This is a genomic window from Chryseobacterium barbadense (assembly GCF_042849955.1).
Taxonomy (GTDB): Bacteria; Bacteroidota; Bacteroidia; order Flavobacteriales; family Weeksellaceae; genus Chryseobacterium.
The window spans coordinates 1-20076 of record NZ_BAAFHL010000046.1; the positions used below are offsets into that span (position 1 = coordinate 1).

The 20076-nt window shown below is 37.1% G+C and carries 18 protein-coding genes; 4 read left to right on the forward strand and 14 right to left on the reverse strand.

The features are described 5' to 3' along the window. Positions 1–718, reverse strand: a 718-nt coding sequence (locus ACGHIN_RS13610) for a YheT family hydrolase (protein ID WP_390454500.1), incomplete at its 3' end; no start/stop codon positions are given. A 1-nt stretch (position 719) separates the two neighbouring features. Beyond that, the gene (uvrA, locus tag ACGHIN_RS13615) at positions 720–3509 is read right to left on the reverse strand and encodes an excinuclease ABC subunit UvrA (RefSeq protein ID WP_390454503.1); all 2790 of its coding nucleotides are present in this window, start codon (positions 3507–3509) and stop codon (positions 720–722) included. Positions 3510–3958: 449 nt separating this feature from the next. On the opposite strand from uvrA, the gene ACGHIN_RS13620 reads away from it, so the two are divergent. Both ACGHIN_RS13620 and ACGHIN_RS13625 read left to right on the forward strand, forming a co-directional pair. Then, positions 3959–5770: a TonB-dependent receptor plug domain-containing protein gene (locus tag ACGHIN_RS13620; protein WP_390454506.1), complete on the forward strand. Its 1812-nt coding sequence runs from the start codon at positions 3959–3961 to the stop codon at positions 5768–5770. A 51-nt stretch (positions 5771–5821) separates the two neighbouring features. Beyond that, positions 5822–6538 carry a DUF2490 domain-containing protein gene (locus ACGHIN_RS13625; RefSeq protein ID WP_390454507.1) on the forward strand — a complete coding sequence of 239 codons (717 nt, stop codon included), beginning with the start codon at positions 5822–5824 and terminating at the stop codon, positions 6536–6538. Here ACGHIN_RS13625 and ACGHIN_RS13630 read toward each other — a convergent pair. The 11 genes from ACGHIN_RS13630 to ACGHIN_RS13680 form a co-directional block, all read right to left on the reverse strand. Then, complete coding sequence (locus ACGHIN_RS13630) at positions 6535–6981, reverse strand: phosphohydrolase (RefSeq protein ID WP_390454509.1); 447 nt, start codon at positions 6979–6981, stop codon at positions 6535–6537. The two genes, ACGHIN_RS13625 and ACGHIN_RS13630, sit on opposite strands and share 4 nt — an antisense overlap. A gap of 78 nt (positions 6982–7059) precedes the next feature. Next, positions 7060–7395: a YegP family protein gene (locus ACGHIN_RS13635; RefSeq protein ID WP_390454512.1), complete on the reverse strand. Its 336-nt coding sequence runs from the start codon at positions 7393–7395 to the stop codon at positions 7060–7062. A gap of 37 nt (positions 7396–7432) precedes the next feature. After that, positions 7433–7663 (reverse strand): hypothetical protein, encoded by a 231-nt coding sequence (locus tag ACGHIN_RS13640; RefSeq protein WP_390454514.1) that lies wholly within the window; start codon positions 7661–7663, stop codon positions 7433–7435. Positions 7664–7759: 96 nt separating this feature from the next. Further along, on the reverse strand, positions 7760–9535 hold the full coding sequence (locus tag ACGHIN_RS13645; RefSeq protein ID WP_390454516.1) for an acyl-CoA dehydrogenase family protein: 1776 nt from the start codon (positions 9533–9535) through the stop codon (positions 7760–7762). 104 nt (positions 9536–9639) lie between these two features. Next, entirely contained in the window at positions 9640–10818 is a 1179-nt protein-coding gene (locus ACGHIN_RS13650) for a thiolase family protein (protein WP_390454519.1), read from the reverse strand. A gap of 40 nt (positions 10819–10858) precedes the next feature. Next, positions 10859–11224: a four helix bundle protein gene (locus tag ACGHIN_RS13655; protein ID WP_390454522.1), complete on the reverse strand. Its 366-nt coding sequence runs from the start codon at positions 11222–11224 to the stop codon at positions 10859–10861. 36 nt (positions 11225–11260) lie between these two features. Then, the gene (locus ACGHIN_RS13660) at positions 11261–13666 is read right to left on the reverse strand and encodes a 3-hydroxyacyl-CoA dehydrogenase/enoyl-CoA hydratase family protein (protein ID WP_390454524.1); all 2406 of its coding nucleotides are present in this window, start codon (positions 13664–13666) and stop codon (positions 11261–11263) included. A gap of 61 nt (positions 13667–13727) precedes the next feature. Further along, the gene (locus tag ACGHIN_RS13665; RefSeq protein ID WP_390454526.1) at positions 13728–14177 is read right to left on the reverse strand and encodes a MarR family winged helix-turn-helix transcriptional regulator; all 450 of its coding nucleotides are present in this window, start codon (positions 14175–14177) and stop codon (positions 13728–13730) included. A gap of 162 nt (positions 14178–14339) precedes the next feature. Next, positions 14340–15263, reverse strand: a complete 924-nt coding sequence (locus tag ACGHIN_RS13670) for an ABC transporter ATP-binding protein (RefSeq protein WP_390454528.1) — start codon at positions 15261–15263, stop codon at positions 14340–14342. Positions 15264–15338: 75 nt separating this feature from the next. Further along, positions 15339–16310, reverse strand: coding sequence for a FecCD family ABC transporter permease (locus tag ACGHIN_RS13675; protein ID WP_390454530.1), 972 nt, complete (start codon positions 16308–16310; stop codon positions 15339–15341). Positions 16311–16332: 22 nt separating this feature from the next. Continuing rightward, positions 16333–16896: a redoxin family protein gene (locus ACGHIN_RS13680; protein WP_390454533.1), complete on the reverse strand. Its 564-nt coding sequence runs from the start codon at positions 16894–16896 to the stop codon at positions 16333–16335. Positions 16897–16927: 31 nt separating this feature from the next. On the opposite strand from ACGHIN_RS13680, the gene ACGHIN_RS13685 reads away from it, so the two are divergent. Further along, positions 16928–18052 carry a flavin reductase family protein gene (locus ACGHIN_RS13685; protein WP_390454536.1) on the forward strand — a complete coding sequence of 375 codons (1125 nt, stop codon included), beginning with the start codon at positions 16928–16930 and terminating at the stop codon, positions 18050–18052. Continuing rightward, on the forward strand, positions 18049–18666 hold the full coding sequence (locus ACGHIN_RS13690; RefSeq protein ID WP_390454539.1) for a SanA/YdcF family protein: 618 nt from the start codon (positions 18049–18051) through the stop codon (positions 18664–18666). The genes ACGHIN_RS13685 and ACGHIN_RS13690 overlap by 4 nt, the downstream gene beginning before the upstream one ends. On the opposite strand, the gene tamL is transcribed toward ACGHIN_RS13690, so the two are convergent. Next, positions 18663–20076 (reverse strand): translocation and assembly module lipoprotein TamL (tamL, locus tag ACGHIN_RS13695; protein WP_390454542.1); only part of this gene is annotated, 1414 nt, incomplete at its 5' end. The genes ACGHIN_RS13690 and tamL overlap by 4 nt on opposite strands.

Here is a 20076-nt window from a genome sequence, read left to right on the forward strand (position 1 = left end):
CATCTTTGAAACCATTGGCTTTTGAAGTATAGAAATCATCGTATTCTTTTAATGACTTTATTTTTCTGATATCGTCTTGGCTAAGCTGATCCGGAAACATTTTTTCTTTCTCCTTTAGTTTATTTTTCAACGTTATAAGGAAATCAGTGGAATACAATATATTTCTGGGAGTTTGCAAAGATCTCATGCATCCTTCAAGGTCTACAGGCGTTGAGATGGCAATAACGGCTTTCACTTCTTTAGGCAAGAACTCATTTTCTCCCACAAATTTTAAAGCGAGATTACCTCCCAAGCTGAATCCGTTAATGCAGATATTCCTGTAATCTCCTTTTTCAAGAACATATTCTAATACCGTTTTTACGTCTTCGGTTCTGCCGGAATGGTAAGAAGAAAATAAACGGTTGGGCTCTCCGGAACAGCTTCTGTAGTGTACGGCACAACAGTCGATACCGTTTTCGTTAAAAATCCTGGCTGCCCCTAAAACATATGGGCGTTGGGCATTTCCTTCCAAACCGTGGAGAATAATGACACAGCTATCCGCTTTCTTGGAACCATAGCTCCATTCCAAATCCATAAAATCCCCGTCAGGTAATTCCAGCCTTTCCCGAATCTGACTAACACCATTCACTTTTCTTAATAATGCCGAATACAAGGTGGAAATATCACCGTTTCTGAACACCCGTCCGGGAGGTAAGTACTGTGAGGAAAGTAGCGGCATATTATTCCAGCTTTTCTTTAATATATTTAGCGGTATGCGATTTTTTATTCAGGATAAGATTTTCCGGTGTTCCGGCAAATACAACTTCTCCACCATGTTTTCCTGCTTCCGGGCCAATATCAATGATATGATCTGCACATTTGATAATATCCGGCTGATGTTCAATAACAATTACGGAATGTCCCAGATCAATCAAAGCCTGTAAAGATTTCAAGAGCTTCTGAATATCATGGAAATGCAATCCTGTTGAAGGTTCATCAAAAATAAATAATGTTTTATCGGTAGTAACTCCTTTTACCAGGAAAGAAGCCAGCTTTACACGTTGAGCTTCTCCTCCAGAAAGAGTAGAAGAGCTTTGTCCTAATTGTAAATATCCTAATCCTACTTCCTGCAAAGGCGTCAGTTTGGTGACAATTTTATCTTCCTTATTTTCCCTGAAAAATTCAATGGATTCATCAACCGTCATGTGAAGAATATCTGAAATATTCTTCTCATCGTATTTCACCTCCAGGATCTCACTTTTGAAGCGGGTTCCTTTGCAAACTTCACATTCCAGCTCAATATCTGCCATGAACTGCATGGAAACATTAATCACTCCTTCACCTTTACACTCATCACATCTTCCGCCGTCTACATTGAAAGAGAAATGTTTGGGCTTATATCCCATCATTTTAGCCGTTTTCTGCTTGGCAAACAGATCTCTGATATCGTCATAAGCCTTTAAATAGGTTACGGGATTCGAACGGGAAGATTTGCCGATCGGGTTCTGATCGATCAGCTCAATATTTTTAATGAGTTTTTTAGGAAATTCTACGGAATCATAATCTCCTTTTTTTCCACCCATTCCCAATTGGATCTGAATATCATTGGTCAGGATTTCCTTCATTAAAGTCGATTTACCGCTTCCTGAAACCCCGGAAATAACCACAAGGCTTTCCAGTGGTACATCAACATCAATGTTTTTAAGGTTATTCTGTCGGGCCCCTTTGATATGAATCCATTCCTTAGCTTTTCTTCGCTTTTTAGGAACTTCAATTTCCAGCCTTCCGGTTAAGTATTTTGAGGTAAGCGTATCCGCATTTTTCAGGTCTTTATAATCACCGGCAAAAACAAGTTCTCCACCCAGATATCCCGCCTCCGGGCCTATATCAATGATATAATCTGCGGCCCTCATTACATCTTCATCGTGCTCTACAACGATAACGGTATTCCCCAGGTCACGAAGGCTTTTCAATACTTCAATTAAATTCTCCGTATCTCTGGAATGCAATCCAATGGAAGGCTCATCCAGAATATAAATGGAGCCTACGAGTGAGCTTCCCAAGCTTGTTGCCAGATTAATTCTCTGGCTTTCTCCACCGGACAGAGTGTTAGAAGTCCTGTTCAGGGTTAAATATCCTAAACCTACTTTTAATAAGAATTCGAGTCGGGTTGTGATTTCGTAAAGCAGTCTTTTGGCTACCTCCTGGTCATGTTCAGAGAGTTTCAGGCTCTTAATTAAAGGAGCAAGCTCATCTAATGGAAGCTCGATCATAGACTGGATATTGTGTCCGTCCACCTTCACCCAACTGGTTTCTTCACGTAAACGAAGCCCTTCACAAGTAGGACACAATGTCTTGCCGCGGTAACGGGACAACATCACACGATATTGAATTTTATATAAGTTTTCTTCAAGCATTTTGAAGAAATTATTAATGGATGGGAAACTGCTGCTGCCGTCACCTTTCCATAAAAAGTTTTTCTGTTCCTTGGTTAATTGATGATAAGGCTTATGAATAGGGAAATCACCGGCTTTTTTAATAAAAGCTTTTTTCCATTCGCTCATGCTTTCCCCTTTCCAGGAAACCACCGCATCTTCATAGATGGATAAAGTTTTATTGGGAACGACAAGGTCTTCGTCAATTCCGATTACTTTTCCGTATCCTTCACAGGCAGGGCAGGCTCCATAAGGATTATTGAAACTGAAAAAATGGACATTGGGTTCTAAGAACTCTATACCATCCAGTTCAAATTTATTGGAGAATTCTTTGATTTTACCCGTTTCCGTATTCTTAAGGGAACAATATCCTCTTCCTTCATAAAAAGCCATCTGAATAGAGTCTGCCAGTCTTTGAAGAAAACTTTCATCTTCTTCATAGGAAAAGCGGTCTATCACCAAATTAATGGTCATTCCTTTTTCCGGAGTGAAACCAAAGCTTTCCAGGTCCTCGATACCTGCCATATTTCCATTGATTTCAAGTCGGGTAAATCCGGCAAGCTTTAAAATATTCAGGGTTTCATTGAAGTTAGCAATGTCATATTCCAATGGAGCTGTCAATAAGAAAGAATCATCTTTTTTAGAAGCTTTGATGAAATCCACCACATCCGATACGGAATCTTTTTTTACTTCTTCTCCCGAAACCGGAGAATAGGTTTTTCCGATCCTTGCGAAAAGTAGCTTCATATAATCATAGATTTCCGTGGAAGTTCCTACGGTAGAACGTGGATTAGATGAAATCACTTTCTGCTGAATGGCAATAGAAGGCGCGAGCCCTTTGATGTCGTCCACTTTCGGTTTTTCAAGCTTTCCTAAGAACTGACGTGCGTATGAGCTTAAGCTTTCCACATATCTTCTCTGTCCTTCCGCATAAATGGTGTCGAAAGCCAAAGATGACTTTCCACTTCCGGAAACTCCTGTAATGACAATCAGTTTATTTTTCGGGATGAGTACATCAATATGTTTCAGGTTGTTAAGGTGTGCATTTTTAACAAATACCTGTTTTTTTATATCTATTTCTGTAGTTGAAACCATAGTAAAATTAAGACTAACAAAATTACGAATTTTCACTGTAAATTTCAGTTCCAATGATAGAGAATATGAAAATAAATTATACAATCAAATCATAAAATCTAATTAATTTCATAATTCTGATTCTAATAAAAATGGAATATTATTTATTTGTAATGAAGTTTATACCTTGCTAGGATTTTTTTTTGATTTTAGGTATTGTTTTGTGTTTTAAAATTATTTAAAATTGTATTCATAAATATGTAATATAGAAATGAGAAAATTATTCAGAGATCTAGTTACACATTTAATGAGAAAAAGATAAGTATACCAATCAGTTTCCCACAAAAGATGCAGCCAAACAGCTGCATCTTTTTTTATGACAACAATCATTTGCCTGTCTTGACGAACTCTGCTACTTTTGGAGTCTGCTAAACTTTCCGAAATCCAAGGGGAATAAAACTAATATAATTATGCTTAAAAGAATAGGAAGTGTGTTTTTTATCGGGTCTTTACTTTTAGTGAACGCTCAGGAAAAAACAGATGATATCGAAACTATTGAAATCCAGGGAAAATTGATTTCCACCCCCTATAAAAGTGCTAACCAGAATATTTCTGTTATTACTAAAGAGGAAATTGCGAATTCCCCCGCAAAAAGTATCGATGAAATTCTTCAGCAAATTCCGGGAATGGATATCAGACGAAGGGGTGCAAACGGAGTACAGAGTGATATAGGTTTCCGAGGAAGCTCGTTTGAGCAGGTGCTTCTTCTTTTAAATGGGATAAGAATGAATGATTCCCAAACCGGCCATAACTCTTTAAACCTTCCGTTGGACCTTGAAGATGTGGAGCGGATAGAAGTGATTAAGGGTCCGGCTGCAAGAAGGTTTGGACAAAACGCATACGCAGGAGTGATCAATATTATCACAAAAACATATCCTGGTAAAAGAGTAAAAATAAGTGCTGAAGGAGGAGATTATGAGACCTACGGTTTCGGGTTGAATGTTCAGGTAGGAAACGAAAAGTTTTCTAACTCGCTTCAGGCTAACTCCAACAGCTCCCAAGGGTATATGCATAATACGGATTACGAAATCAGGAATGTGTTTTATCAGAACAGACTCCATATTAAAAACGGAAATATAAGATTACAGGCAGGCTTTTCTGAAAAGAAATTCGGGGCCAATGGTTTTTATGCGTCTCCTAAAGCAACGGAGCAATATGAAGAAATCCAGGCTTCTATCGTGAGTCTGGCTCATCAACAAACTTTTGGCAAACTGAAGCTTAATTCTAATGTATATTGGAGAAGGGGTCAGGATATGTATCTGTTTAACAGAGAAAAACCTGAAATTTACAGAAATATGCACATTGGCAATAATGTGGGCGGAGAAGTGAATTCCAGTTACTTATGGGGATTGGGAACCACCGGTTTGGGTGTGGAATTAAGAAAGGAATTTCTGGTAAGCAACAATCTCGGAGATAGAAACCGCTTTGTATCCCAGGTTTTCTTTGAGCATCATTTTTCTCTCTTGAACAATAAACTTAATATTTCACCCGGAGTTTCATGGGCGAATTATTCCAAAGAGGGAAACTTTTTCTATCCCGGATTGGATATAGGCTATAATATAGACCAGCATAATAAGTTCTATGGAAATGTTTCAAAAGTATACCGTGTTCCTACTTTTACGGACTTGTATTATTCAAGCAAAACGGAGCAGGGAAATGCAGATCTGCTTCCTGAGAATGCCGTTTCGGCTGAAGTTGGGTATCAGTTCCAAAATGCAAAGCTTTTAGCCAAAATCAGCGGATTTATGAGGAATTCCAATAATTCTATTGATTGGGTAAAGAACTCTTTGGAAGATCCGGTTTGGTATGCTCAGAATGTAGGGGAAATCGATACAAAAGGAATGGAAGTGGAAGTGAATCATCAACTATTGAGCTGGATGAGATATTCGGCAGGATATACCTATCTGGATACTTCTTTTAAAGAATCTAATGGAGTAGTATCAAGGTATGTACTGGACAACCTGAAACATCAGTTTGTAGCTAAGCTGGAAACCAGATTTCTTAAATATTTTACGAATGAGTTTGTTTACAGATACAATGAAAGAGTGAATCAGGGAAGCTATAATCTGTTGGATCAGAAAACAAGCTATACGAATAACAACTTTTCAGTATATGTTCTAATTAATAATGTTACGAGGACGAAATACACGGAAACATTTGGGGTTCAGATGCCTGACAGATGGTTCCACGTGGGGTTCTCTTACAATATTAATGTTAAGTAAACTTAATATTACTGAATTGTTAAATCTTATATTTTTGCAAAAATTTTTTTCATGAGACTTGTACTAGGATTAAGCTTACTGTTTACCATTACATTTTTTAAAGCACAGGAACATATTTCCAGCTTCAATGCTCTGACGTTAACGTACAAGTTCCATCCTAAGTTTTTCTTATATGCAGAAGGGCAACTGAGAGGAAATGAAGATTTTACATACCCTGATTATTATGAGATTAAAGGAGGATTAGGATACAATCTAACTAAAAATCATAAGCCTTTTGTAGGTCTTGGCAGATATGTGAATTATAAAAATCATTCTTTAAGCAGAGAAGAATTCAGGGTTTGGCTGCAGGATGTGATTGATATTAAAAAAGGAATTGTAAAATTTGAAAACAGATTCCGTGCTGAAAAAAGCTGGTTTTACGAACCTCAAAAAGATAAAACTTCTCAAAGAATGCGTTATCGTTACCGTTTAAATATCACGGTTCCTTTGAATGCTAAAAAAGTAGAGCCGGGAACCCTGTTTGCCAATGTATATGATGAAATTTTCTTGGTAACTCCTATGAAGCCTACTTTTGCGAGAAACAGGGTATATGGAGGAATTGGTTATCAGATTGATGATAACTTCGGACTCGCAACTGGATATCTTTGGCAAAGAGAATTTGAAGCTACAGGAAACAGAAATCTTCATTTCGTTTACCTGGCCCTGAACATCAATATTGATGGTACCAAGCACGAAACCAAAACATACGATTTCCCGGGAGCGGATTAATATTTCTCAATCAGATAGCGGTAAGCTTTCAGGTATTTGTTAAACCTCTTAATATCTTTAGGAGTCAGCTCTCGGTTAACTCTTCTGAGGTCCATATTATCACGTAGGTCATTTAGTTTTACGGCAACCGCTAAAGGAGATCTTTCTGTTCTTCTTATAAAATCATCATAATCTTCTTCCGGATCAAATTTGGTAAGGCAGCTGACCGCAAACAGGATATATTCAGGGAAACCTTCTGATCTCAGAAACTCAAGACTGAATTCTTCAGGATGATCTTCCACCACATCGTGGAGAACTCCTACAATTTTTTCATCTGTGGTTTTGCCATATTCCATCACGCGCATAACGTGTGCGATATAAGGAGCATGGTATTTATCAGTCTGACCTTTGTGGGCCTTGTCTGCAATTTTTATTGCCTTATGGAGTAGTTCTTCTTTTGTCATTCTCGTCACAATGGATTACAAAAATAAAAAATGCCTCAAAATTTTGAGACATTTTTGTGTCAAATATTTTTACAATATTTATAAGTGAGTTTCATCTTCTACTGATGCATGGTGGGCATTGCTTTTTACAGAATCTATTCCGTTTTCCATCCCGTTTTCGGATTCATACATCTGACTGTTCCCGATAATTTGTCCGTTGGTGGCTTTCAGGCTGAAATAATATCTGCCGTCTGAAGCTGTTTTCCGTTCAAATTTTGAATCATCCTGAGAATTGGTTTTCACGGATGCTATTCCGTTTTCGCATGCCGATTTTGAGCTATATCCCTGGCTAGTCAGGATAACTTGTCCGTTTCCGGCTTTAAGATTAAATTGAAAATCATCGTTTGTTCTTTTGGAGATAATAAATTTTCCCATGATATAATATTTATGTTTAAAGGTTTAGTTTTATATTTTATTCTTTGTTTTTAGCTGGGGTTATATTCAGAATTCTGTACTTTGAATAATCTTGTTTAGGTGTTTTCAGGCAAGAGTACATGGAAGCGTTTTTTGGTTTTGCAACAAGCATTTTATAAACAGACTCTTTAGGTTTATTGTGAACATTTGCAAGATATTCCGTCTTGTTTATTTGAGGAGAAACAGAAGTTGAAATCAGATAAAAAGAAATCCATAATGTATTCATCATTTATTATTTTTTAATAAAATTAAAGAAAATTTATTAAAAACAAAAAAAACGCCTCAAAATGAGACGTTCAAAATCAAAATTATATATTCTTAAAGACTAATAAGTTCCTTTTTCAATGTAATGGGCAGCAATTTTCTCAGTTAATGCCACTACATTCGGATGATTGGTGTACTTGGTAAATCTTCTCAATCCGGAAAGCATCATTCTCTGTTCATCACCTTCCGCGAAAGAAATAATTCCTTCTTTTGCTGCAGCAATAATTTTCTCTACAGCTTTGTAAAGGTTTAATTGTGCCATTGCAGCTTCCACAGAGTCAGGAGCGAAATGTTTTTCAGCTCTTAAAATCGCAGATTCTGCCATATAAATCTGGTTCAGGATTTCGGAAGCATTCAATAACAGGTGCTGTTGCTTTTCAATATCCATCATGTATTTCTGAAGTGCAGCTCCTGAAACCATTAAGAACACTTTCTTAAGGTTGGCGATAATCGCTTTTTCCTCACTCATGAAAGCAGAGTAGTCCGGAACTTCAAATGAAGGGATTCCCATTAATTCTTTGCTGATTGCCATGGCCGGAGATAATAGGTCTAATTCTCCTTTCATTGCTCTCTTAATAAGCATTCCTACCGCTAAAAGTCGGTTGATCTCGTTGGTTCCTTCATAAATTCTTCCGATTCTCGCATCTCTCCATGCAGATTCCATTGGTGTATCTTCTGAGAATCCCATTCCACCATAGATCTGGATTCCTTCATCGGCTGTAGTCTGAGTAAGATCAGATACAAAAACTTTTAGAATAGAAGCTTCCACTGCAAATTCTTCCACTCCTTTTAATTCAGCCTGCTGATGATCCATTCCGCCGGAAACCAATTCTGCAATTTTATCTTCTACATTTTTGGCCAATCGGTAAGAACCTGCCTCACTTACGAAAACTCCGGTTGACATTTCCGCAATTTTCTTTCTGATAGCTCCAAAAGTGGAAATGGAAACTCCAAATTGCTTTCTTTCGTTAGCATATTGAATAGAGTGATTCAAAATTCTTCTCTGTCCGTCAAGATTGGCAGCCGCTAATTTAATTCTTCCTACATTCAACGCGTTTAAAGCGATTTTGAAGCCATTATTTCTTTCACCCAGCATATTTTCAACAGGAACTTTCATATCATTGAAGAAAACCTGACGGGTAGAAGAAGAGCGGATTCCTAATTTATGCTCCTCCTCACCAAAAGTTAAGCTGTTCGGATCTTCTAATTCTGAACGGTTGATTACAAAACCTGTAATATTTTTATCATCATCAATTTTCGCAAATAAGGTGAAAGTATCTGCAAAACCTGCATTGGAAATCCACATTTTCTGCCCATTGATGATATAATGTTTTCCATCTTCGGAAAGTCTTGCTCTTGTTTTCCCTGAATTGGCATCAGAACCTGCATCCGGTTCAGTTAAACAATAGGCCCCGAATTTTGTTCCGGTCGCTAAATCAGGAAGATATTTCTTTTTTAATTCTTCGCTTCCGTAAAGAAGGGTAGGAAGAGTTCCGATTCCTGTATGTGCTCCGTAAGCTGTTGCTAATGACCCGTTTCCTCCCGAAACATAATCACAAGCCAGCATGGTACTCACGAATCCCATTCCCAGACCTCCATATTCTTCAGGAACTGTAATTCCCAATAGTCCCATTTCACCAAGCTGACGCATTGTTTGCTCAGTTAATGCATAATCTTTTTTCTCAAAACGATCGTGTTGTGGAACAACTTCTCTGTCTATAAATTCTTTTGCAGAATCACGAAGCATTTTTTGTTCTTCAGAAAGCTCTTCTAAAGAGAAGATATCATTTGCCGGAATTTCTTTAATCAGGAATTCTCCGCCTTTTAATGTAGCCATATACTGTTTTATTTTTTTAGAGATTAATTATTTGTATTAAAGTATTTACGTACAATGTATTTTCAAATCATGAATACATTGTACCTGAATACATCAATACATTTTTAAAGAAGTTCAAAGATTGATGCAGCTCCTTGCCCTGTTCCTACACACATAGAAACCATTCCGTACTTGTTGCCGCGTTTTCTCATTTCATCAAGAAGCTGAACGGTTAATTTTGTTCCCGTACATCCAAGAGGGTGTCCCAGAGCAATAGCTCCTCCGTTTACATTCAGAATTTCAGGATTAAGTCCTAATTCTTTCTTGATGGCAACGGATTGCGAGGCGAATGCTTCGTTCAACTCAATCAGTTCAATATCTTTTAATTCCAATCCTGCTTGTTTTAAAGCTTTTGGAATGGCATAAATTGGTCCCATTCCCATGATTCTAGGTTCCAATCCTGCTGCCGCATAAGCAACCAGCCTGGCTTCAGGTTCCAATCCCAGCTCTTTTACCATTTCTTCGCTCATCACGATCACGAAAGCAGCTCCGTCACTCATTTGGGAAGAGTTTCCGGCGGTTACGCTTCCTCCGTTAGCGAATACAGGCTTTAATTTGGCCAAACCTTCCAAAGAAGTATCTGCTCTCGGACCTTCATCTACAGAGAAATCGAATTTCTTAGTCTGCATTTTCTGGTTTTCATCCAGGAAATTATATTCCACCGGAACCGGAACGATTTGATTGGCAAATTTTCCTTCCTGATTAGCTTTTAAAGCCTTCATATGAGATTCAAAGGCAAACTGATCCTGTTCTTCTCTTGTGATTTTATATTGTTTGGCCACTTCTTCAGCCGTATAACCCATTCCCCAATAATAATCAGGGTTGGTTTTTGCAATATCCGTTTCCGGAACCGGCTTGTAACCTCCCATGGGAATATAAGACATCGATTCCGTACCTCCAGCGATGATGCAATCTGCCATTCCAGCCTGGATTTTGGCAGAAGCGATGGCAATTGCCTCACTTCCAGAAGCACAGTATCTGTTTACGGTAACTCCCGGAACTTTGTCTGTATTCAGACCCATTAAAGAAATCAAACGGGCAACGTTCAATCCTTGCTCTGCTTCAGGCATTGCATTTCCTACGATAAGGTCATCAATCCTGTTTTTGTCTAATTGCGGAAGTTCAGCCATTAATTTTTCAATAACTGTTGCCGCCATAACGTCGGGACGAGTGAAGCGAAGGGACCCTTTAGGTGCTTTACCTACCGCTGTTCTGTATCCTTTTACTATATATGCTGTTTTCATTTAGTTGTATTAATGTATTTACGTAAAATGTATTTATGATTTAAAATGCCTGAGTATTAAATTTCTGTTTCAATTTTGCCAACATATTTTGTATGTGCTTGATTTCAGAATAAATAATGTTAAAATCATCATTTTTAAAGAAACCCAAATCATTAGCAATTAATATTTGAGTTTCAAATTCAAATGAAGAACCTAATGCAATATTCAAAAAATGTGAAAATTGAGCATCTGTATCTCTGCCTGCGCCTTCAGCAATATTAGAAGGAATGGAATATAAACTTCTTCTTGACTGGGAGGTCAATCCGAATATTTCATCTTTTGGAAAATTATTTGAAGCCAAGTAAAATATTTTACAAAGTTTTATAGATTTTATCCAAACTTCTAAATCTCTAAAATTATGCATCATTAATACTTTAATACTTTTTACATTTTACAAGAAAAATTAATTTCTCAACGGTTTTCCATTCTGTAACATGTACTGAATTCTCTCTAAAGTTTTTCTTTCCCCACAAAGTGATAAGAATGTTTCTCTTTCAAGATTCAGTAAGTATTGTTCAGTCACTACCGTTGGTTCGGAAAGATTTCCACCAACCATTACATAGGCTAATTTGTCTGCAATTTTCTTATCGTGTTCAGAGATATAGTTTCCGGTTAGCATCTGATCTGTTCCTACATAGAACATTCCTAATGCATCTTTTCCTAATACTTTCACTGATTGCTGAATAGGTTGCGTATAGCCTTGTTCTGCTAATAGTTTAGCTATTTTTTTAGCTTCTGCGATCTGTCTGTTTTTATTTACGACTACAATATCTTTTCCTTTTTCAAGAATTCCCATATCGTAAGCTTCATACGCTGAAGTGGCAACTTTACCCATGGCAATATTCATGAAGGCATCACGAAGTCTGTTGTTTTTAACGTCATCGTTGTGGAACTCTCTGGAAGTTCTTAAAGTCAATTCTTTAGTACCACCACCACCAGGAATTACTCCGACTCCGGTTTCTACCAGTCCAATATATGTTTCTGCTGCTGCAACCACTCTGTCTGCATGCATGGTCATTTCACAACCTCCTCCAAGTGTCATTCCGTGAGGAGCAACCACCACAGGAATAGAGGAGTACCGAACTCTCATCATGGATTTCTGGAAATACGCAATGGCCATATTCAGATCATCCCAGTCCTGCTCAATCGCCATCATTAAAATCATAGCCAAATTAGCTCCTACAGAGAAATTAGCGGCTTGATTTCCTACCACTAAACCATCATATTCTTTTTCAGCCAAATCGATAGCTCTGTTTAATCCATCTAATACTTCGCCTCCGAGAGAGTTCATTTTAGAACGGATTTCAAAGTTGATGATTCCATCACCTAAATCTTCAATAGCAGCACCTGAATTGCTCCAAAGTGTTTTATTTTTTCTGATATTATCTAAGATGATGAATGCATCCTGACCCGGAATATTGTTATAATCTCCTGAGTTCTTATTATAATAGATGCTTTGGCCTTCATCATTCACTTTATAAAATGTTTCTCCTTTTTCAGCTAAGGATTTAGCCCAGTCGGAAACTTCATATCCTGCATCTTTTGCCAGTTCCACACCTTTTGCCACACCTACGGCATCCCAAATTTCAAACGGTCCGTTTTCCCAGCCAAAACCGGCTCTCATGGCATCATCAATTTTGTAGATGTCATCAGAGATTTCAGGGACTTTATGAGAAACATAGGCGAATAGTGACCCCAGAGATTTTCTGTACAGTTCACCTGCTTTATCTTTGCCACCGATCAAAACTTTGAACCTGTCGATCGGTTTATCAATAGTTTTCGTTAATTCTAATGTAGGGAAGGAAGATTTACCCTGAAGCTCATACTCTAAAGTATCAAGATTTAATCCATGAATTTCAGATTTTCCTTCTGCATTTTTTACCTTTTTATAGAATCCCTGTTCTGTTTTGGAACCTAGCCATTTGTTATCCACCATTTTCTGGATATAAGCAGGTAATGAGAATACGTTATAAAAATCAGGGGTTTCCACACCGCTGTCACGAACTCCGTTGGCAACCATTACCAAAGTATCCAGACCCACAACATCCGCTGTTCTGAATGTAGCAGATTTTGGACGTCCGATCACGGGCCCTGTTAGTTTATCAACATCAGAAACCGTTAACCCTAATTTTTGAACGTTGTGAAGAAGATCCATCATAGAGAAAACTCCGATTCTGTTGGCAATGAAAGCAGGAGTGTCTTTGGCTAAAACTGTAGTTTTGCCCAGGAACTTTGCCCCATAATTCATATAGAAATCGATGATCTCAGGATCTGTATCATTGGTAGGAATGATCTCTAAAAGAGGAAGGTATCTTACAGGATTAAAGAAATGTGTTCCTGCGAAATATTTTTTGAAGTCCTCACTTCTTCCTTCCGTTAATAGATGGATAGGAATTCCGGAGGTATTAGAAGAAATTAATGTTCCCGGTTTTCTGAACTGTTCTATTTTTTCATAAACGGATTTTTTAATATCTAACCTTTCTACTACAACTTCAATAATCCAGTCTGTATCTTTTATTTTCTGTAGATCGTCATCAAAATTTCCGATTTTAATTCTCTCAGCAAATTTCGGTGAATAAAGCAAAGCCGGGCTCGCTTTCTTCAGTTTTTCAAAGTTTTCGGCAGCGATCCTGTTTCTCACTGCTTTGTCTTCTTTGGTCAAACCTTTTTTCTGTTCAGCTTCAGTCAATTCAAAAGGAACAATATCCAGCAATGACACTTCCACACCAATGTTGGCAAAGTGTGCTGCAATACCACTTCCCATAATTCCTGAACCGAGAACCGTTACATGTTTGATTCTTCTTTTCATCTGTAAATTATTATATTTATTTGTTAATTGGTCAGATGGAACCTTTCGGTTTCATTTTACTTTATTTTCTGTTGTTGAGATCGTTCGCGATTTTCATAATTTCTGTCATAACGTCCTTGAAAACTTCCATTTTCTCGACAGGAATTCTTTCCATCACTTTTTTGTTGAAGTTTACTACCACTTCTTTAGAAAGATTTCTTGAGTTCAATCCTTTTTCAGTAAGTTTGATGATCACTTCACGTTTGTCAGTAGTGGTCTTTTCCTTATAGATATATCCGTTATCTTCCAGAAGTTTGATGATTCTGGTTAAAGAAGTGGGCTCAATAGCCATTTTTGGTCCGAGATTGGTGCTTCTTGTTCCTTCTTTGGGATCTATTTTAAGAAGTGTAAGAGCCTGAACCGCCGTTGAGTCATATTCATGAGCCATATCCGAATACATTTTCGATACCGCTAACCAGGTTTGTTTTAAAATTAAGTCTACGTTTTCTATTTTGTCTTTATTATCCATCATTGTTGTTGTAATGGTTTTACCCAAATTTAGTAAATATTATGCATGCATAGTATTTTTTTACGTTAAATTTTGTTAATGATCTGATAATAAATGAATTAAATTATATGACAAGCATAATATTATGCATGCATAGTATGTGATATAATCAAAGAAAACTTAGTATTAATGAATGTTTTTAATGAAATTGATAATTTCTTCAAAGGATTCGCATTTGTGCTTTTGCGCATTACCAAAAATCACCCAAAAGCCGTTTTCAAATTCGAAATTGAGTGAAGAGAGGTCTTTTTGAAAGTTTTTCTGAAGTAATGAATACAACATTTCCTTATGAAAAGCAGGAGCTGAAATTTTGGGCGGAACAAAGTTTTCATTAACCTTGAATAGTGAGGCATTAGTTAATTCTTCATGATGAAGAAGAAGGTCTTCCACAATTCCCGAGTACAGCCGGTTATCTTTTACATACCATATTTTATCTGCAAATTCTTTTGCCAAGCGCCAATCATGGGAAGAAAAGAGGATGAGCTTATTTTGTTCTTTCGCTAATTTCCGGAGTGTTTTGAGGATGATGATCTTATTTTTTTCATCAAGGTGAGTTGTAGGTTCATCAAGAATAATAACAGGCGAATTCTGGGTTAAAGCTCTTCCGATAAAAGCTTTTTGGAGATTCCCGTCTGAAAGATTTCTGAGAAGGGTATGTTTATACTGGCTTAAATCAAGCTGTTCAATAATGTCTGAAACTTCTTCTCTGTCTTTCTTTTTTAATTCGAAGTAATAAGGATAATAAATATATTTTCCTAAAGAAATAAGGTCTTCAACAGTATAATTTTGAGGAACAACTGACTTGGAAAAAACAACTGCAATGTTTTCGGCAATTTCTTTAACGGAAAGGTTTTTTACATTTTTATAATTAATCAGTATTTCCCCATTCAATAAAGGAATCTGATGTAGAATAGACTTGATAAGAGTGGTTTTTCCCACGCCGTTATTACCGATCAACAAGCATACGTCACCTAATTTCAATTCTGCATTGGCATTTGAAATTAAGTTGGTTGTATAACCGATGTTGGCTTGCTTGATTTGTAGATGCATAAATATTTTATTTCTCACAGATTGAGCAGATAACGCAGATTTTAATTTAGGGAGTCAATATTCACTCATTCACATTTATACTTTATTCTGTTTTAAAAGCATAAACAATATCACCGGAATTCCAAATATAGAGCTTATTACATTCAATGGGATCATGGTTTTTTCTGCAATGATTGAAAATAACAACATGATCAGTATTCCCAAGAACATATTCAGAATCCATTGCTGCCATAACTTGGCGGGATTATAAATCAGTCTGCAAAAATGCGGGACAATGATTCCTATAAATAAGATAGGTCCCAAAAATGCTGTGATGGAAGCAGAAAGCAGGGAAGAAGCGGTAATAATTAAAATTTTCAGATGCTGTAAATTAACCCCTAAGCTTTGGGCGTATGAATTTCCCAATGAATTCCCGATTAAAGGTTTTATGGTTTTAAAACAAATGAACAATCCTATCAGAACCAAAACGGACAAAACTATGATCTGATTTCTGGTTACCATATTATTGGCTCCGAAAGACCATAAAATGTAATTCTTCAGGCTTTGGTTTTCAGCATATAATTGCAATAGCGAAACAATGGCTCCTGCAAATGCAGAGACAAGAAATCCAAAAATAATAAGATAGGATTTATCCTGAAACTTATTGGACATTGATAATAAAACCAGCATCAGTAATAAGCTTCCGCCAATTGCAGATACACTGAGAAAGCTGTTTTGCAGAAACTCGGGCAGCAGAATATCAGATGAAAAAAAGATAAAAAAGGCAACGGATAAACTGGCTACGGAAGTAATTCCTAAAATATCAGGTCCCGCTAAAGGATTCTGGAAATATTCCTGCATCAGAAAACCGGAAGTAGGAATGGAAATTCCCGCTAACAGCATAGCCAAAACTCTGTTGATACGGATCTCAGCAATCTGGCTGTTTCCGGAATCCTGAAAGAAATCATTGAGATGTAAACTTAAAAATCCTGTGTTCAGATTAATAATCGCAGCTATAATGATCGCGATCAGAAATATCAAACACAGGATTTTAAATGGTTTTGACATTATTCAGAATGAATTCTGTAGATTATTTTAAAAAAGTATCGATCTTTGAGTTCAGCATGTCTTCAGACATCATTCCTAATGTTTCATCAGTTTTATCTCCTTTTCTGATATGAGTGAAGGGAATTGAACCACCGTCCCATTGTTTAAAATTGCTTTTGAAGAAATTAGGGTCCAGCTTTTGTCCATCCAATAAAACAATATTAGAGGCCAGATTATTTTCTTCTGCGAATTGTTTAACGGCGCCGTTCCATTCAGATTTATCGTCCAGGCTTATGAAGGTGAACTTTACCGGTTTATCTTTTAACTCCTGCATTTTGTTTTTGAAATGCGGAATTTCTCTCATGCATGGTCCGCACCAGGTGGCAAAGAAATTGGTCACATATACGGTATCATTATTTCGGGCTAAAATCTGGCCCACCTTTTCAGGAGTGCTTTCAGGGTTGAAATAAGCCGCTTTTCCCGGTTCAGGGTTTTCTGCTACCGTCGCTGAATCTGAAGCTGTGATCGTATCATCAGTTTTCTGGCCTTCTTTTTTACAACCGGCAAGGCTAATCAGAACCAGCGTGGATAAAATTATCTTCTTCATAATTATTTTTTATCTATTTTTGAATTGAAGTATGGAACAACAAATCTATAAGGGGAAACTGACGCAGTTTCATTGGTTAAAAATAGCGAAAAAGGCAGAACTGACCAAAAATACTTTTTCTCTGGAGTTTGAAATTCCTGAGAATTTGCAGGAGAATTTCAGGTTTGAAGCAGGGCAGTATGTGAGTGTAAAATTTCAGGCTCATGGTAAAGAGGTGATTAATGATTATTCAATGACATCAGCTCCTTATGAGAAAAAAATATGTTTGGGTATAAAGGTAAACTCGTCTGAAGGCGCTACAGCACAGCTATTTGAAAATTATAATGAAAGAGATACAATTTTAGTAAGTGAACCGGCTGGAAGATTTACGCTGGTTTCAAAACCAAGTGAATTCAGGACGATTGTTGCATTTGCAGCTGGAATCGGAATTACCCCGATTTTAAGTCATTTCAAGAATATTCTTCATAATGAGCCAAGAACCAGACTGTTCCTGTTTTTCGGAAACAAAAATTCTGAAGATTTAATTTACAGAGATCTGCTGGATAATCTGGCCCGGAAATGCGGCGAAAGATTACAGATTTTTTATTTTTTTTCCCAGGAGAAAACGGCAGACCAGTTTTTTTATGGTAGATTGGATGAAAAGAAGTTGAACTTAATCATCAATCAGATCCTCCATCTGGATGATACGGACGAAGAATCCACTATCTGGGATGCGGTAGATGAAGTCCTGATCTGCGGAAAAGGAGAGATGATCAAAACATTGGCGAATGCTTGCTACCATCATGGAATTCCGAAAAAAAATATTCATTTTGAGCTTTTTGAAGAATATAATGATGATATTTATCCCATTGAAAAGGAGTTTCCTTTGATTGAAAATGTGGAAGTGGAATTCAGTATGCTGGGAAAAGAATATCATACTAAGCTTCCTGACAATAAAGAAAAGATCTTACAACAATTGCTGGTTCAGAATTTTCCTGTACCTTATTCCTGCAAATCCGGAATTTGCGGCAGCTGTGAATGTATTCTTGAAGAAGGAGAGGTGGAGCTGCTGGAAAATGAATACTTAACGGAAAAGGAGGAAGCGAACGGACATATTTTAGCCTGCATGTCAATTGCAAAAACTAAGAAAATAAAGCTTAACTTTGATCTCATTTGAGAATCGTAAAAAACATATTTAACCTTTTATTTGTATCAATAGAGATCGGAATTCTACTGATATGCCTCGCCAATGCCTGGGTTTTTGCACTCACCAACGGAAGAACCTATACCAAGATCTCCAAAATCCCGCCTCGTGAAATTGCACTCGTATTAGGAACTTCGCCTAAAATGAGATCAGGATTATCCAATCCTTATTTTACGAAAAGAATGGATGCTACGGCGTTACTTTATCATCACGGAAAAATAAAACAGATTATCGTTAGCGGTGAAAAAAGCAAAGGGTATAATGAGCCTGCGGCGATGAAAAACTATTTGATTTATCAGGAAGGTGTTCCGGAAGATATCATTGTAGAAGATCCTAAAGGTTTTAATACATATAAAAGCATATTGCGTTGCAAGGACGTTTATAAAAAAGATGATGTGATTATTGTTTCACAGGGATTTCATAATCTCCGGGCTTTGTTCTTTGCCCGAAACAACAAAATGAATGCGCTGGGATTTGATGCTCAGGATGTGAGCAAACCTGAAAGCTACTACAGAAATCAATCCAGAGAAATTCTTGCCAGAGTGATCGCTGTAGTCTATTTCATATTGGGAATATCTCCGGATTAGAAAGGATATCCGAATGCAATATTTAAAGTAGGTTTAAAAGGCTGGAAGTACTTAAATCTCCATTTCTCACCATCAGGTTTGTTTGGATCATAAATTTTATAGGCAAGATCCAATCTCAAAGTAATATACGCCACATTCACTCTTAGTCCGAATCCGCTACCAATACCTACCTGTCTTAAGAATTTATTGAACTTAAATTCATCTCCATATCCGTCATTATAATTACGAAGGCTCCAGGTATTTCCAATGTCGGTAAATAATGCCCCTTCATACATTTCATTGAAAGGAATTCTATATTCAATATTTGTGGTAAGCTTAAGGTTATCCGTCATATAGGTACGTACTCTTTCATCCACCTGAGAATCGGCAGGACCCAGGCCTCCAAATGCTACCCAGGCTCTGATATCATTGGAGCCCCCATTAAAATAAGACCTGATCACCGGCATGTTAGATGAGTTTCCGTACGGAATTCCAAGTCCAATGAACTGACGAAGCACCAACGTCTGGTTGCTGTTGAATTTAAAGTATTTTCGTACATCAAAATCAAATTTTACAAATTGTGCGTAAGGGATTCCAAAAATTGTTCTTTGCGGACTGGTTACTACACCTCCTTCATCTCTTTTTTGATTGAATATGCTTAAAATATTTCCGGCTAATTCAACTTTACCATTAAAATAAAAGGCATTAGGATAATCTTTCTTCCCAATTTCATTGTAGATAAAATTATAGATCATGGAAGAAATGATAACATCCTGTGTTTGTCTGTCTTTATTGATCAATGTTCCCAAAAATGCGGTAAGACGGTCAATACCCTGCTGATCTAGACTATTTCTATAATCCTGATCCTCCACAATCTTTGTTGAAACTTCATCAATAGTAGTCTGTCCTGCGGAAAATTCCTGTCCCGCTGTCGGATTGAAGGCAAAATAATCAGTGAAAACTTCACTTCTTACCTGTTCATCGTTAACGAAATAATCATAATAAGCATCCTTATTTTTGGTTAAACTCAGCTGCGTATTGAAAAGGGTAAGTCTGTGAGAAACTTTATCATTTACCGTAGCCATATAGTTTAGTCCGGTATTGAAGTTTACTCTTCCCAAACCAATGTTATTCTGAATAGATGCTCCTAAAACGATGGATGAAGTAGGGCTGTATCGTTTAGGCAATAATTTATAATAATCGAACGGCAACAAGAGCCTTGGAAAATTAAGAGCAGCCTGCGCCGAAATTTCATAAGCAAGAACTCTTTTGTCTATGTTTTTGGTACTTCTGATGGATCCGAAAGTTCCTGAAAGACTGGTGGAAAGGTTCTCTGCTCCGTTAAAGACATTTCTGGTCGTTAAATCCACTGATGGAGAAACTCCCAGGTTTAATAGCTGGGAATAATTAATATCCGTTCCCACCTTAAGC